The organism is Mesorhizobium sp. P2_E6, from assembly GCF_056403835.1.
In genome coordinates, this window is record NZ_JBFUEQ010000004.1 from 485,744 (window position 1) to 500,907 (window position 15,164).

The following is a 15,164-nucleotide window of genomic DNA, read 5'->3' on the forward strand; positions in this document are numbered from 1 at the left end:
GATAACATTGTTCATCGCCATCATGAAAAGCCGGCCCAACACGATTGACCTGCGGACGGCCAACCGCGCTGCCCACGACGCATACTGGATCACCAGAATGGAGAAGCTCTGGCTGGCTGGGCCGATCCTTTCCGACGACCAGTCCGAGCGTTTCGGCCAGGTGTTGATCATCGATACCGACAACAGGCAGGAGGCAGAAGAACTCATTGGCAACGACCCGTTCGTCCTTGCCGGCCTGTTCGAAGACTATCCTGTCCGCTTCTTTCGCAAATCAGTCGAAAAGGGCCAGTCGATCTGAGCTCTCCGGAATGACCCTGCGCTTTGACGTGGGGATGGGGCGATCGACGCCGCCTGTGCGCGGTCGCACCCAGCCTGATGGCGCGTCTTATCGTTGGAATTCGTCAGAGCGCATGCAGCCCGGGCTGAAAAACTTCGCCTCAGGGGAAGCGCCAACACTTGACGCGCGGTGATACTGGAATATAGTAAGGTACCTTATCAATTTGAGGTCGAAAAATACATGGCTGAGCATTTTGTTTGCAACATCGACGAACTGCCTGAGGGCACGACGCGCGTCATCAAGCATGACTTGCTGGAGATTGGCGTCATCCATCAGGGCAATGCCTTTTACGCGTACCGCAACCTCTGTCCGCACCAGGGCGGGCCGGCCTGTGAAGGTCTCAAACTCCCCCAGGTCGAGGACGTCATCGACGGCGCCGGCCTGTTCACTGGGCAGCGCTTCAACACGGACGACATGCACATCGTCTGCCCCTGGCATGGCTATGAATTCCACTTGGCAACCGGAAAGCATGTCTGTGACGCGCGATTGCAACTGCGAAAATTCGACGTCGTGACTCGTGACGGCGGCATCTATGTCGACATCTAGCGCACCCGCACCAAATTTCGAGGATCTGGCGGGAGACCTCATCCGGCACTGCGAACTGGCAGTCGATGCCGACCATCTGGACACCATCTCGGAATCTCAGCTCGCTGGCACCATCACCGCGCTGCTTCGTGTCCTCGCGGCCAAAGCGCAGAGCAATCTCCCGATACGGCTGGCAGTCGGCAACAGCCGCCTCTCGGCCACCGATGCGGTCATCGCCAGTACCGCTATCCTCGAAAGCGCGGGAATCGAAGTCTTCGAACTCGCGGCCTGGCAGGCGATGACCAAGGTCGGCTCCAGCCGGCGTGACAACCAATACATCCAAGACGGAGATCCAGAGACATGACCTTCACGCCCGGAAACCATCTCATCGAGCCGTCTCGCGAAAACTTCGACACCGAGGTTCACCTTGATCATGCCAAGCAGCAGGCGCTTGCCCGCGGCTACGAGGATTTCCTGATCGTTGACGTTGATTCCCACCACTACGAAACGGAAGCGTTCCAGGAGATCGCCGAATATATCGACGATCCGGTGTTGCGCATGGAGGCAAAATACCAAGGCATGGCCCGAGGCGGGGTGACGTCGGTCGACGGTTCCTACCAGGAGATGACCGGCCGAGTAGCGCGCTATCCCCTGCGCAGCCGCGAAAAGGTTCCGCCAACGATCCATCGCGACATCACGCTGATGCGGCGGTGGATGGATTCGATGGGCGTGGACATGGCCTGCATGTTCCCCACGCCGATGCTCAACATTGCTACCTGTCCGCGCATCGAGGTCGAAACCGCCCTCGCCCGAGCCTACAATCGCTGGCTATGCGACAATGTTCTGGCCGAAGAGCCGCGCCTGACTTCCATGCTCTACCTCCCCTTCAACGATCCCGACGCCTGCCTGAAGGTGATCGAGGAATTCGGGGACCGGAAGGGGGTGATCGGTTTCATGGTCACCTCAACCCACTACAAGGGCGTTCACGACAACGCCTACATGAAGGTTTACGCGGCCCTGCAGGAACGCGACCTGCCGCTCGGCTTTCACGCCGCCTACACTTGGGGCGACAAATCGACTGCCCTGATGAACCGGTTTATCTCGGTTCATGCGCTAGGCTTCGTCTGGCACAATATGGTGCATATGACGAACTGGCTGGTCAATGGTCTGCCAGAACGCTTTCCGCGCTTGAAAACGGTATGGATCGAGAGCGGACTGGCCTGGGTGCCTTTCCTGATGCAGCGGCTGGACAACGAGTATATGATGCGCAGTTCCGACGCGCCTTTGCTGAAGCGCAAGCCCAGCGACTACATGCGCGAGATGTTTTACACGTCTCAGCCAATGGAAATGGTGGAGAATCGAGAAGCGCTCGAACTGACCTTCAAGATGATCAAGGCCGAAAGCCAGTTGCTTTATTCGTCGGATTATCCGCACTGGGATATGGATCTGCCGAGCACGATCTATGACTTGCCGTTTATCTCCGAGGGCGCCAAGCGTGCCATCCTTGGCGGCACCGCGCAATCGCTCTTCAAGCTGGAGCCGAGCTACGCGCCATGGAAACATGCCCGCAAGGCCGAGAGGATCGCCTCGCCTGCTGCATGAATTGAAAGGGACCAGCGCCAATTTTCGTGTAGTCGGGTCGCGGCATTTGGTAGATCGGCGAATGCCGACGTCCACAATTGGTGCAGGAGGACAACCGTTGCCAGACACGAAATCGGAGATTGGCCTGGGTAAGCGACTCAGGTTGGCGCACATGGCGTTTAGTCGTGCGCTTCGCTTGGAATTGGCGAAGGAGGATGTAACATTTGGGCAATTCGTCCATCTTGAACGGCTCTGGGAAGAGGATGGCCTGACGCAGACGGAGCTGTCTCGGCGGGTTGGCGTCGAAACAGCATCTTCCACCACCATCCTGGATGAACTCGAGCGCCTTGGCTTCGTCGAGCGCCGGCGAAATTCGTCGGATCGGCGAAACATCAACGTGTTCTTGACGCCCGCAGGTGCTGGGCTGCGTCCGCGTCTTCTCGATCGAGCTTCGATCGTGAATGTCACGGCCAAGCAAGGCATGTCAGCACAGGAAATCAAGGTTCTGTTCTCTGCACTGGATCGAATTGCGGATGCTCTGTCGTCGGAATATCCGCAAACCGGACGGTCGAGCGGCAAGGACCGGCTTCAAGCCTGAAAGTGGCGCCCAAACGGCATCGCGACTGCAACGATCCCGCTGCCCTCCGCCGAACGTGCCGCGATCAAAAGTCGACAATAAAAAGCAACAAAACATAGCTATGGATTTATATATGTGTTGTATTAATGTTGACTCTGATCGTGCTCACGCGCTGAACCGGCAGGCAATTTGACAAATGACCGGTCCACCGAAACTGGGCCGGGCGAACAGAAAAACACCGAGGTTTGAAATGGCCGTTGCATACAGAGATCTACGCGACTTCGTTTCGCTCGTTGAGGCAATCGGCGATCTGCGACGTGTCTCCGGCGCAGCGCTCGAGCATGAAATCGGCGCCATCACGGAGGTAGCTGCCGGGCACCCGCGTTGCCCGGCACTGCTGTTCGATGCAATTCCAGGTCAGCCAGCGGGCAATAGGATCTTCACCAATGCGACAGTCAGCGCACGCCGTGCTGCTCTTGCCCTGGGCATCGATCCGAACCTGCCACCGCTGGAAGCCCTGAAGGCCTGGAAGACCATGCGCGGCGGTCTCAAACCTGTTTCACCGAACCAGATCAAGGATGCACCCTATCTCGAAAACTCCGTGACGGGCGATGATGTCGATCTATCGCAATATCCCAGCCCGATTTGGCATCGCAACGACGGCGGGGCCTACATCGGATCCGGTAGTGTCGTTATCACCCGCGATCCTGACACGGGTTGGGTCAACTGTTCGATCTACCGCGTCCAGGTCCACGACAGGAACCGGGTGACGGTCCAATTCGATCACAATGGCCGCCATGGGGCGATGATCTCGAAGAAGTACTGGGATCGCGGTCAGCCCTGTCCGATCGCAATCGTGAATGGCGAAGATCCGGCGATTTTCATCGCCGGCTTCGAATATCTTCCAGAAGGGGCGTCCGAACTCGACTTCGCCGGCGCGATCAAGGGTGCCCCGATCGAGGTATACCCGGGTCCGGTCACGGGCCTGCCGATCCCGGCGCATGCCGAAATCGTCCTGGAAGGGATGCTGCTGCCGTTCAGCGAGACGAGCTTGCCTGAGGGGCCGTTCGGAGAGTTCACCGGCTATTACGCCGCGGAGAAGCGCCCGGCGCCGGTTATGCGGGTCGACGCCACGCATCATCGCACAGACCCGATCCTGCTCGGTTCGCCGCCAATGAAGCCGCCGCGTTTCCATTTCGGGCTGCCATTCCGTGCGGCCAGCATCTGGGGCAACATCGAGGCGGCCGGCGTAGCCGATGTCGTCGGCGCTTGGCAGCACGTGTCGCAATTGATGACCGTCGTCTCACTGAAACAGCGCTACGCGGGGCATGCCAAACGAGCTGGTCTGATTGCTGCGGCCAACAGCTATATGGGGCGCATGATCGTGCTGGTGGACGATGACGTCGATCCGTCAAATCTCGCCGATGTGATGTGGGCGGTGACCACGCGCGCGGAGCCGTCGGAGGATGTCGATATCGTGCGCAATGCCTGGAGTTCGTCACTTGACCCCCGCATCTCCGCCGCAGACCGCGATATCGGTCTGACCTCCAACTCCAAGATGATTATCGACGCCTGCATTCCGTTCCAACACCTTGCCAGCTACCCGCGAACATCCGCACTCAGCATCACAGAGGCCAATGACATCAGAGAGCGATGGAACCACCTCTTCGAAGGAGCTTAAGCGATAGCTCACGCGAAGCCTTCGTTACGCGCTGAGTTGGTAAGACGTGGTCACGGTCCAAACATGCGAAGATACGGAAATTGGCTACGACCGAGAACCACTTGGGCGCTTCTATATGGATCGTTCTTCGCGACCTACTGTTGCTCACAGATCCGCCATCTACAGTTTACGATGGCAAGATGACATTGCAGATCGGGTCCATGAACGCTCAATCCGAACGCAGACGCAAATCGGCTGGGACACGGCGAAACCGTGACAGTGAGGTTGCTGTTCTCAGAGCCGCCGAAGCGCTACACGTTGAGGCGGTACGCGGGGTTTTCGATCTTGGACGGCGACTTTTACAAAACTGCGTAGCTTGGTTGGTGGAACGCCTGACCTCGACGCGCCCGGTGCCGGTCACATCTTACCAACCGTGTAGCCACATCGCCTCGTCAGGCACCCTGTCGCCTTGCGTATGCGGCGCGACGCTCCGATAGGCACCGCCGAAGAACAGCAGCGGCGCCGCCGCCTCGCTATTGCGCATTGCTGCGACGACCCTGCCTAGGATCATTATGTGATCGCCACCATCGTATCGGTTGTAGACCTCGCATTCGAACCAGAGGAGTGCGCCCGAAATTAACCGAGCATCGATCGATCCGGCCGGGAAGGTGCTGACGCCCGTCCACTTGTCACCAAGGCTTCGGGCGAAGCGCGTCGACAGATCCGCCTGTGATTGCGCCAGGACGCTGACAGCAAATTGGTTGACGTTGTTCCAGCCATGCACGGCTTTGGCATTTCGCGCGATGCTGAACGAGATTAGCGGCGGATCGAGCGAGACCGAGTTGAACGAACTGACGGTCGCCCCCAGCCTCTCTCCCGCGTGATTGGCGGTCACAATGACAACCCCGGTCGCAAACGTGCCGAAAGCGTCACGCAATATTCGTGCTGATTCCACACTCAGATGTTCGTGCGCCATCGTGCGATCCCCGCTTTCGGTCATGCAGCGTCAGACCGCGGACAAGGCGGCGTCGACGAGATCGGTTGCGCGTTTCATGTCGTAGCTCCTCAGCATGTTCTGTTTCACGATGAAGGATGCACCGCCGTAGAATTTCTCGTACTGATGATGGCGGTTGCCGAACTCTGATCCGACGAAATCCCAGGCCAGACGCATAAGCTGGATCCGATCGCGCGCGCTGCTCACGCCGGACGCCATGTAGCGGTCCATGTCGGCCGCGGTTGCCGGGCTCTCCAGATCCTTGACCGACGATGGCATCGTGATCATGGCGGAGCCTGTCAGCTCACGGATGATCTCGATCATCCGTGGGTTGATTTCCGACTGCAGTGCCATCACGGAATACAATGCAGTCTTGCTCGGCCAGAGGACGCCCTTCTCGTCGACAGTGGCGAGTGTCTCTTGCGCCTCCAGCATGTTCTCGACGATCGAGACCAGCGCCGCCAATTCGCCCATCTGCACCATAACTGGCGGCAAATTGGCATTCCCGGTCGATTCGTTCATCCGCGCTGCCAGGCCGATCATGAAGCGCAGCTTGGTCGCATATCGCGCTTGGGCCTGAAGGTTGCCGTAGAGATGGGATGGCGTCTTCCACCACTGATCCCTGCAGATTTCGAGGTTGCGGTAGATGAAGACGTGCTCCCAGGGAATGAACACATTGTCGAGGACCACGAAGCAATCCGACTCGTCGAAGCGGCTGCTCAAGGGGTGGTCGAAAGTGTTGCTCGCCTGCAAGGCGAAGGGCCGCCTTGGATAAAGTTTCAAGCCTGGCGCATTCATCGGAATGGCAACGCCGATTGCGTAGTTCTCGTCGCCTGGCTGCAACGGGTGGATACAGCTCAGGTAGAGATAGTCGGAATAGATCCCCGCGGTGGCCAGCTGTTGGGCACCGGCCACAACGATGCCTCCGTCCTTCTCCTTGACAACGCCGGCATAGAGGGTCGGGTCGCTCTGTTTGTGTGCGGGCTTGGATCGATCGATCTGCGGCGGAACGATTGCATAGGTGGCCCACAGATGGTTTTCCCGCATCTTCTCGTAGAAACTGACGACCCGCTCGCCGAATTCCTTGCCAGCTGACGCGAAGACTTCCGGAACGGCTGCATACCCGCAGAAGAAGCCCGCGACATGGTCGGGCGTCCGTCCCATCATGCCGTACGACGCTTCCGACCAAGTCTCCGAAGCGAGCCGCTTGGCGCGCAGATCGGCGTGGGTTCGTGGAATCTGGTAGGCCCGCAGGACGCGTGCGCCAGAGCTCGGAGAGATGTATGTCATGCGCTCGGCCATCGAAGGGTCCGACGCAATGTCGTAGAGGCTCGCTGCCGAATGGGCAGCTGCGGCAAAGGCCGGATGCGTTGTAACGTTGGCCACCTTCTCGCCGTCGACGTAGACAACGCGCCCGTCATTCAAGGAACGCAGGTATTCATCGCCTGTACGCAGCCCAGATGACGCCGGGGTGGTAGCCTCCGAAGAGGCACGGGTAGCCGCAATCATCGTCTTTTCCTCCATCTGCAGAGACCGTTCCAGTCCGACTATAAATACAACAAGTAGCTATATGTTGTACATTTATCGGGTGCTGTCAATCTGCGCCTGCCCCAAGCGGGAGGAAATCCGCTCGCCCGAGAACCGGATTTCTCGCGCAACGAATCGAAAGCCAAGGCCAGGTTCATCCGGGCGCAGTGCGTCGTTGGCACATGCCTTGACACCATTACAAACCTAATAGATTATCTACAGACTGTATGCTTTATCGAAGCCTGGCAGTAGACCTTTTGTATCGGAAAACACCCCGGGAACGACAAGAAATAATAACATAAAACAATGACATAAGCCTTGGTCTGGTATGTGGAAGACGGTCGCCTTGCGGCGAAACAATGGGAGAATGAAATGAACGGAAATGATGCAGTGAGTGCGAAAGCGCTCAAGCTTGGTATTGCGCTCGCGTTTGGTGCGGCGCTGTTGTCTTCTCAGGCCAGCCGCGCAGAAGACCTGACCGTGGCGGTCAGCCTCGGACCGTTGGGTGAGACGCTCAAGAAGGCCGTCCTGGCCCCTTTCAAGGAGCAGAGTAAACTCGACGTCGCCGTCGACGATCGTGACGCCGGCATCGGCGCCGTTCGCACCAAGCTGGAGGGCGGCGGCAACACCTGGGATGTTGTGGCGGCCGAGGATATCGAGGTTCTGCAGGGCTGCGATGAGGGGTTCTTCGCAAAAATCGACAGATCGAAGCTTCCCAATCTCAAAGACTACAATATCGCAGACCCGCGCTTCGAATGCGGGATCCCGTACGTGGTTTACAACACAGCCCTCGGCTACGATAAGAACGTGGTCAAGACCGAGCCGACATCCTGGGCCGATCTCTGGGACACGCAAAAGTGGCCTGGGAAACGGGCTATGGCCAAATCGCCGGTCGATGCACTGGAGATAGCACTATTGGCTGATGGTGTCGCCGGAGCAGATGTCTACAGCGTTCTGGCAACGCCAGAGGGCGTAGACCGCGCCTTCAAGAAGCTCGACGCACTCAAGAAGGATATCGTGTGGTGGACCAATGTCGGCCAATCCAGGCAGATGCTGGCATCGGGCGAGGTTGTCATGACGGTTACCTTTGACAACGGCATTCGTTTTTTCAACAAGACACAGAAAACAAATCTGGGCGCGGTGCTGAAGGATGCCATCACTCATGTGGACTATTGGGCGATCATCGCGGAGAGCCCGCAGATCGACAATGCCTACAAGTTCCTCGAATATGCTTCGCAGCCCGAACCGCAGGCTGCGGTCACCAATATGCTCGCCATTTCGGTTCCCAACCGCAACGCATTGCCGCTGACCTCAGACGACATCCGTCCGTTCGTGTCGACCGATCCTGAAAACCTGAAAAGCACCTTCAAATCGGATGCTGATTTCTGGATCAACAACTATGACGCCCTCGCCAAGAGGTTCGATACCTGGGTGGCAGGTCAGTGACATTGTACGGTTCGGGAAATCAAGTGCTTGTCGAGGTCGATGCCACGGTCTCCGACGATACAAAGCACCTGATCCGGGATCTCAAAAGATCGCAGCGCGCGGGCAAGATCCGCGCGTTTGCCCTCATTGCTCCGCTCCTTGTTTTTCTGGTTCTGGTCTTTATCGGGCCGGTCGCAAACCTGCTGACCCGCAGTGTCGTGGACAGCGGGGTCTCCGAGGCCCTTCCCGCAACCATTGCCGCGCTCGCCGACTGGAACCCCAGCAACGCCGAGCCCATTCCCGATGCCGCCTTCGTGGCGCTCGTTGCTGACCTGAAGAGTGGCGGAGCAACGCAAATCGTCGCGCGCGCCGGGACGCGTCTCAACTACGGCCTGCCAGGCATGCGCGCCCTGCTGATGAGAACGCGTACGGCTGTCCAAGGTACCTCCCCCTCCGCTGACGCCCGGCACGTTCTGGCCGGCATCTCGCCCAAATGGGAAGAGGTGGCGACTTGGTCGGTCATTCGGCAGGCCGGTGGGCCTCTGACTGATTTCTATCTTCTCTCATCACTGGACCTGAGGCGGGATCCACAGGATCACGTCCGGCTGGTGGACGTATCGGATCGCGTGTTTGTCCCCACAATCATGCGCACCTTCGAAATATCGCTCGTCGTCACAGTCCTGGCATTCCTGTTTGGATTTCCGTTTGCCTATCTAACCGCGAGCGTCTCAGACCGCGTGGCCCGATTGCTGATCTTCATGGTCCTGCTGCCGTTTTGGACGGCCGTCCTCGTTCGCACTTTGTCCTGGATGGTGCTGTTGCAGCGAAATGGCATCATCAACCAGGCCCTGATGGACTTCGGATTGATCGACCAGCCGCTTGAGCTCCTGTTCAATCGCTTCGCGGTCTACGTCTCGTTGTTGCACATCTTCGTTCCCTACATGGTGCTGCCGCTCTACAGCGCCATGAAGTCCGTGCCGCAATCGCATATGCGCGCCGCAGCATCGTTGGGTGCGCCTCCCTGGATTGCCTTTCGTCGCGTTTATCTGCCCCAGATCGGACCGGGTGTCGCTGCAGGCGCTCTGCTGGTGTTCATACAATGCCTTGGGGTCTTCGTTATTCCGGCCATTCTTGGCGGCCCGAATGACCAAGGCATCCCCTACATGATCGTCTTCTACGTCAACCGCAGTTTGAACTGGGGCCTTGCAGCGGCGCTGTCCGTGATCCTGCTCGTCGCGGTGTACCTCTTTTACTGGCTGTTCACGAAGCTCGCCGGCACCACGAAACTAAGTGTGGGGTAAGTCCTATGTCGACGCGTCCCTTTGAAACGAATGGGCAAAAATTTGCCTTCTGGGCCCTGCGTGGTTTTGGCGTGCTGTTTTGCCTGTTCCTGATCGGACCGATCTTTGTGTTTGTCCCCCTGTCCTTCAATGACCTGGCGCTCTTCCATTACCCCATCGAGACGTACAGCCTCCGATGGTACCGGGAATTGATCGGGTCGCTCGAGTGGCGCCGGGCATTGATCAACAGCGTCGTGGTCGCCACAGCCTCGACATTGCTCGCGACTGCATTGGGCGTGAGTGCCGCGGTCGGCCTTTGGAAGGCAAAGTTCGCGGGCAAGAATGTCTTGATGGTCATTTTCCTGACACCAATGATCGTGCCTAGCGTCATTGCCGGCGTAAGCATGTATCTAGCACTGGTACAAGTCGGGCTGGACAACAGCTACACGGGCTTGATCTTCGCGCACACGGCGCTCGCTTCGCCTATGGTCGTCGTTACAGTTTCAGCGACGCTCGCCCGCTTCGACGCCACGTTGCTTCGCGCCGCCGGAAGCCTGGGTGCGGGACCGCTGACTGCGTTTCGTCGCGTCACCTTTCCACTCATCCTCCCTGGGATCGTCACCGGGGCCATTTTTGCCTTCGCAATCTCTTTCGACGACGTCATCGCCGCCCTGTTCATCGCTGGGCCGAGCCAGCGCACCCTTCCCGTGCAGATGTACAGTCGGGCGACGGACCTGTTCGAACTCACGATCGCTGCCGCGGCGACGGTGATGCTGGTCATCGCGGTGCTGCTGATGACGGCGCTCGAATTCCTTAAGAGGCGCGAGAGGCTTCCGCCGACCGCGAACGGCTCTCGGTGAAACAAGCCAAATCCACATCTCTGACCAAAGGCCCCCCGGCCGGGATCGGAATGAAAGAACCGGAGACTTCCTTGGACACGATTGTCGAATTCCTCAACATCACGAAAACCTACGACGGGCGCACGAGGGTCGTTCGCAACCTCGATCTCAAGGTTGCTAGAGGCGAATTCCTGACCATGCTCGGACCGTCAGGCTCGGGCAAGACGACGTCCCTGATGATGCTGGCGGGATTCGAAGCGCCCTCCTCCGGCGAAATCCTGCTCGAAGGCAAGTCGCTTTCCAGCCAGCCCCCCTATAGGCGCGACATTGGCGTGGTGTTCCAGAACTACGCCCTATTTCCGCACATGACCGTCGGCCAGAACATCGCCTTTCCCCTTGTCATCCGAGGCATGTCGCGCAGCGAGATCGATGCCCACGTTGCACGTGCCCTTGACATGGTCCGCCTTCCGCAGGTGTCGGGACGGCGCCCTGCCGAGTTGTCCGGCGGCCAGCAGCAGCGCGTGGCCCTGGCCCGTGCTCTCGTCTTCGAGCCCAAGATCGTCCTTATGGACGAGCCATTGGGCGCGCTCGACCGGCAGCTGAGGGAGGAGATGCAGCTTGAGATTCGAGCCATCCACAAGCGGCTTGGCGTGACCGTTGTCTACGTCACGCATGACCAGGGGGAAGCGCTGACAATGTCCGATCGAATTGCCATCTTCAACAACGGCGTCGTTGAGCAGTTGGCGGGCCCGGAAACGCTGTACGAGCACCCTGAGAATGCCTTCGTGGCGCGTTTTGTTGGCGAAAACAATCTGCTCCCGGGATTGGCGACCCAATTTCGCGGCGACGCGTGCGAAGTGGAGGTATCAGGATCCGGGCGGCTCGTCGCGCGGGTCGGCGATATCCGCAACAACTACGTGAATGCCGTCGTCTCAATCCGGCCGGAGAAGGTCAGGTTGGCCTTGTCCGAAGACGGCAGCGAGTCGGCGAACAGTTTTCCGGCTGTGGTGGAAGAGGTCGTCTATCTCGGCGACCAGACGAAGCTCATCATGCGGCTCAGGGGTGGCCAGTCCCTCATCGCCAAGATGCCGACGAGCAGTCAAAGCCGGGGTCACCGCGCGGGACAGGACGTGACGGCGCGTTGGGACTGGACAGATTGCGTCGCGTTTAAGGAGGAGCCGCGACCCGTGCTTGCACCAAACGAGGTGCTCAAATCCCCGAAGCCCGTCGAACGGGCCCGCAATCAACTCGAGCTAACGGGCTTTGGCCACTACTCTTGATTGGGGCAAACCCATTCCTGTGACGGCCGTGCGCAGGTCCATCGCTCTCGACGGATCCAACGCAGAACGACAGATCCAACATTTCGCTCAAGGAGCAGACCATGCGGCCACAGCCCAGCAAGAACTTTCTGCGCGATAGCAACGCGAAGCACGTCTACCATCCTATGGCACATCCCAACGATATGGAGGCCCACCCTCCCCGCATCATCGCGCGCGGCGAAGGGGTTTATGTGTTCGATGACGACGGACGCAAAGCGGTGGACGCCGGGGCAGGCCTATGGAACGTCAATCTCGGCTATTCGAACCAGGCCATCAAGGATGCTATCGCCGAACAACTGGCGCAACTGCCGTATTATTCTGCGTTCAAGGGCTCAACCAATGAGCGCCTGATCGAACTTAGCCATGTGCTCGTGGAGATGCTGCAGCCCGAGGACATGAGACGGGCCTTTTTCACGTCGGGCGGATCGGATTCCGTCGAGACCGCGCTCAGGCTGGCGCGACAATACTGGAAGATGATGGGTCAACTGGATCGCAGCAAGTTTCTGTCCATCAAGCGCGGCTATCACGGGACCCATTTCGGCGGCGCCTCCGTCAACGGCAACACTACGTTTCGCCGGGCATATGAACCACTTCTACCGGGCTGTTTCCATGTTCCGGTCCCGTTCGACTATCGCAATGCCTTCAATGAGGCCGATCCGACAAGGCTCGCGGAATTGTGCCTGGCCGCCGTGGAGGACGAAATCCAGTTCCAGGGCGCCGATACGATCGCCGCCTTTATCGCCGAGCCAGTGCTGGGTGCCGGCGGCGTCATCGTTCCGCCGGAAGTCTATTGGCCTCGACTGCGGCAGATCCTCGACCGTCACGGCATCTTGCTGATCGCCGATGAGGTCGTTACCGGCTTCGGCCGCACTGGCAGCTGGTTCGGCTGCCGGGGGTGGGGCGTCAAGCCGGACATGATTTGCCTGGCTAAGGCAATCACGTCGGGATATTTTCCGATGGGCGCATTGGTCGTCAACGAGCGTCTCGAACGGGCTTTCAAAAACAACACGGACGCGATGGGCATCATATCCCATGGCTACACCTACTCAGGCCATCCGGTTGGCTGCGCTGCAGCACTTGCGTGCCTCGAGGAAACCGTCGCGCTCGACGTGGTCACCAACACGCGTGTGCAAAGTGACTTCCTGATCCCAGCCATGCGGGCGATGGCTGATCGCCACGAGACGATCGGAAACGTCCGTGGCAAGGGTCTGATGTTCGCGATCGAGGTCGTCTGTGACCGCGCGGCCAAGGCGCCCGCTGGAAAGCAGTACATGGCCACGCTCGGGCAACTGGCCTATGACGCCGGCGCTCTGGTCAGAATCGTCGGGCACATGATGATCTTCTCACCGGCCTTGATTATCCAGCGCGAGGAATGCGAACAAATCGTATCGGCTGTTGAAGCCGCATTCGCCAAGAACCTGGTAAATCCGGCGACGTAGATGCGGGAACCATACGCATAGGCAGCACGGGGTGGCCCTGAATACCATCGGCGGCGCCAAAGGCTGCAGCGTCATTGGATGCAGTCCGCGCTGTGCGCGCCGTAAAGGGTCAGGCCTCGGTCACCTTGACCAACTTGGTGACCATGTAGGCTTCCATCGCTTCGCTCCCGCCCTCCGAACCGTGGCCAGAATCCTTGACCCCGCCAAATGGTACTTCCGGCAGCGCCAGCAGATTGTCATTGACGCTCAACATCCCGGTCTCAAGTCGCGATCCAAGTTGCGATATGATTGTATTCGATCGCGTGAAGGCGAAGGCCGCGAGGCCAAAGGGTAGCCTATTGGCCTCGTCCACCGCTTCTTCCAGCGTCTCGAACGGCCTGAAGAGCGCGATCGGCCCGAACGGCTCCTCGTTCATTGCTCTCGCGGAAAGTGGCACCTCCGAGAGGATGGTCGGTTCGAAGTAGTAGCCGATATTCCCGTGGCGCCGGCCCCCGCTGCGGAGCCGCGCACCTTGCTCCAGCGCGTCCTGGACGAGAGCTTCCATCGCATGCAGACGCCGCTCATTGGCGAGAGGTCCAATCGTTGTACCCGCATTCATGCCGTCGCCGATGCGCAGCGTCGATGCCTCTGCCACGAAGTGGCTCAGGAAATCGTCATAGGCTGCCTGCTGGATCAGGAAGCGGGTCGGCGAAACACAGATCTGTCCGGCATTCCGGAATTTGGCCTGCGCCATGACCTTGGCGGCCGCCGAGATGTTCGCATCATCGAACACGAGGACGGGTGCATGTCCACCAAGCTCCATCGTCGTGCGCTTCATGTGTTGGCCGGCAAGGGCAGCAAGCTTCTTGCCGACGGCCGTCGATCCGGTGAAGGAAATCTTGCGAATAGCCGGATGGGCGATCAGGAATTCGGAAATGGCGGCAGGATTGCCGTAGACAAGATTGAGCACACCCTTCGGCAGGCCGGCATCCAGAAATGCCCTGGCCAATTCCGCGACGCATGCTGGCGCTTCTTCTGCAGGCTTGGCTACCACCGAGCAACCGGCACCGATGGCTGCGGCGATCTTGCGGGCAGCCTGGTTCAGGGGAAAGTTCCATGGCGTCAGAACGGCCACGGGGCCAACTGGCTCCTTCAGGACGAGTTGCTGTGTTGCAGGCGCCCGCGACGGCACGACTCTGCCGTAGGTGCGCCTGCTTTCTTCGGCGAACCATTCGATCGTATCGGCCGCGACCTGCACTTCCGCGGACGATTCGGCCAAAGGCTTTCCTTGTTCGAGCGTCAAAAGCCGCGCGATAATCGCAGTACGCTCCCTCAGCAGCGCTGCCGCGGCGCGCATGATCTTCGACCGCTGGTAAGGTGCGACGGCGCGCCATTCGGCGAAGCCCAGCCGTGCCGCCTCCACCGCGCGCTCGAGGTCAATCGCAGTTGCGCTGGCAACATGGCCGATTGGTTGTCCTGTCGCCGGATTGACGACCGAATAGGTTCCTCCGTCGTCGCTGTTGCGCCATGTGTTCCCGATGAACAGCTGCACTGACGGATAGGAGATGCCGGCTTCGTTCGTCATCGCTTCCTCGGAATGTATCTTGATGGTCGCGCGCCGGGCCTTATGTCCGCGGCGGATTGCGTCGTTCGGCTCGTCAACCGGCTGGAAGAAGTCTGCG

14 protein-coding genes are annotated in these 15,164 nt (G+C 59.2%); 11 read left to right on the forward strand and 3 right to left on the reverse strand.

What is annotated here, in order from left to right:
* Window positions 1-7: 7 nt before the first annotated feature.
* From AC1D08_RS13090 to AC1D08_RS13115, 6 genes are all read left to right on the forward strand, one after another.
* Window positions 8-298: a YciI family protein gene (locus tag AC1D08_RS13090; protein WP_457153351.1), complete on the forward strand. Its 291-nt coding sequence runs from the start codon at window positions 8-10 to the stop codon at window positions 296-298.
* 219 nt (window positions 299-517) lie between these two features.
* Entirely contained in the window at window positions 518-883 is a 366-nt protein-coding gene (locus tag AC1D08_RS13095; RefSeq protein WP_457153350.1) for a Rieske (2Fe-2S) protein, read from the forward strand.
* Window positions 870-1,226 carry a hypothetical protein gene (locus AC1D08_RS13100; protein WP_477423267.1) on the forward strand — a complete coding sequence of 119 codons (357 nt, stop codon included), beginning with the start codon at window positions 870-872 and terminating at the stop codon, window positions 1,224-1,226. The genes AC1D08_RS13095 and AC1D08_RS13100 overlap by 14 nt, the downstream gene beginning before the upstream one ends.
* Window positions 1,223-2,464, forward strand: a complete 1,242-nt coding sequence (locus AC1D08_RS13105) for an amidohydrolase family protein (RefSeq protein WP_477423269.1) — start codon at window positions 1,223-1,225, stop codon at window positions 2,462-2,464. The genes AC1D08_RS13100 and AC1D08_RS13105 overlap by 4 nt, the downstream gene beginning before the upstream one ends.
* Window positions 2,465-2,561: 97 nt before the next feature.
* A complete protein-coding gene (locus tag AC1D08_RS13110; protein ID WP_477423270.1) occupies window positions 2,562-3,041 on the forward strand; it encodes a MarR family winged helix-turn-helix transcriptional regulator in 480 nt (159 codons plus the stop codon).
* Window positions 3,042-3,216: 175 nt separating this feature from the next.
* Window positions 3,217-4,701, forward strand: a complete 1,485-nt coding sequence (locus tag AC1D08_RS13115; RefSeq protein ID WP_457154694.1) for a UbiD family decarboxylase — start codon at window positions 3,217-3,219, stop codon at window positions 4,699-4,701.
* Window positions 4,702-5,104: 403 nt separating this feature from the next.
* Here AC1D08_RS13115 and AC1D08_RS13120 read toward each other — a convergent pair whose 3' ends face one another.
* Together AC1D08_RS13120 and AC1D08_RS13125 are read right to left on the reverse strand one after the other, a co-directional pair.
* A complete protein-coding gene (locus tag AC1D08_RS13120; protein ID WP_457154695.1) occupies window positions 5,105-5,656 on the reverse strand; it encodes a flavin reductase family protein in 552 nt (183 codons plus the stop codon).
* 30 nt (window positions 5,657-5,686) lie between these two features.
* A complete protein-coding gene (locus AC1D08_RS13125; RefSeq protein WP_477423273.1) occupies window positions 5,687-7,183 on the reverse strand; it encodes a 4-hydroxyphenylacetate 3-hydroxylase family protein in 1,497 nt (498 codons plus the stop codon).
* 390 nt (window positions 7,184-7,573) lie between these two features.
* Between AC1D08_RS13125 and AC1D08_RS13130 the strand changes: the two genes are divergently transcribed.
* The 5 genes from AC1D08_RS13130 to AC1D08_RS13150 all read left to right on the forward strand — a co-directional run bounded on the left by AC1D08_RS13130 (window position 7,574) and on the right by AC1D08_RS13150 (window position 13,503).
* Window positions 7,574-8,647 (forward strand): extracellular solute-binding protein, encoded by a 1,074-nt coding sequence (locus tag AC1D08_RS13130; RefSeq protein WP_477423275.1) that lies wholly within the window; start codon window positions 7,574-7,576, stop codon window positions 8,645-8,647.
* Between the two features lie 23 nt (window positions 8,648-8,670).
* Window positions 8,671-9,927, forward strand: coding sequence for an ABC transporter permease (locus AC1D08_RS13135; protein WP_477423276.1), 1,257 nt, complete (start codon window positions 8,671-8,673; stop codon window positions 9,925-9,927).
* 5 nt (window positions 9,928-9,932) lie between these two features.
* Window positions 9,933-10,766, forward strand: a complete 834-nt coding sequence (locus AC1D08_RS13140) for an ABC transporter permease (protein WP_457154294.1) — start codon at window positions 9,933-9,935, stop codon at window positions 10,764-10,766.
* Between the two features lie 71 nt (window positions 10,767-10,837).
* Window positions 10,838-12,025, forward strand: a complete 1,188-nt coding sequence (locus AC1D08_RS13145; protein WP_457154295.1) for an ABC transporter ATP-binding protein — start codon at window positions 10,838-10,840, stop codon at window positions 12,023-12,025.
* A gap of 101 nt (window positions 12,026-12,126) precedes the next feature.
* Entirely contained in the window at window positions 12,127-13,503 is a 1,377-nt protein-coding gene (locus tag AC1D08_RS13150) for an aminotransferase class III-fold pyridoxal phosphate-dependent enzyme (RefSeq protein ID WP_477423278.1), read from the forward strand.
* A gap of 109 nt (window positions 13,504-13,612) precedes the next feature.
* Here AC1D08_RS13150 and AC1D08_RS13155 read toward each other — a convergent pair whose 3' ends face one another.
* On the reverse strand, window positions 13,613-15,067 hold the full coding sequence (locus AC1D08_RS13155) for an NAD-dependent succinate-semialdehyde dehydrogenase (protein WP_457155170.1): 1,455 nt from the start codon (window positions 15,065-15,067) through the stop codon (window positions 13,613-13,615).
* Between the last annotated feature and the right edge of the window lie 97 nt (window positions 15,068-15,164).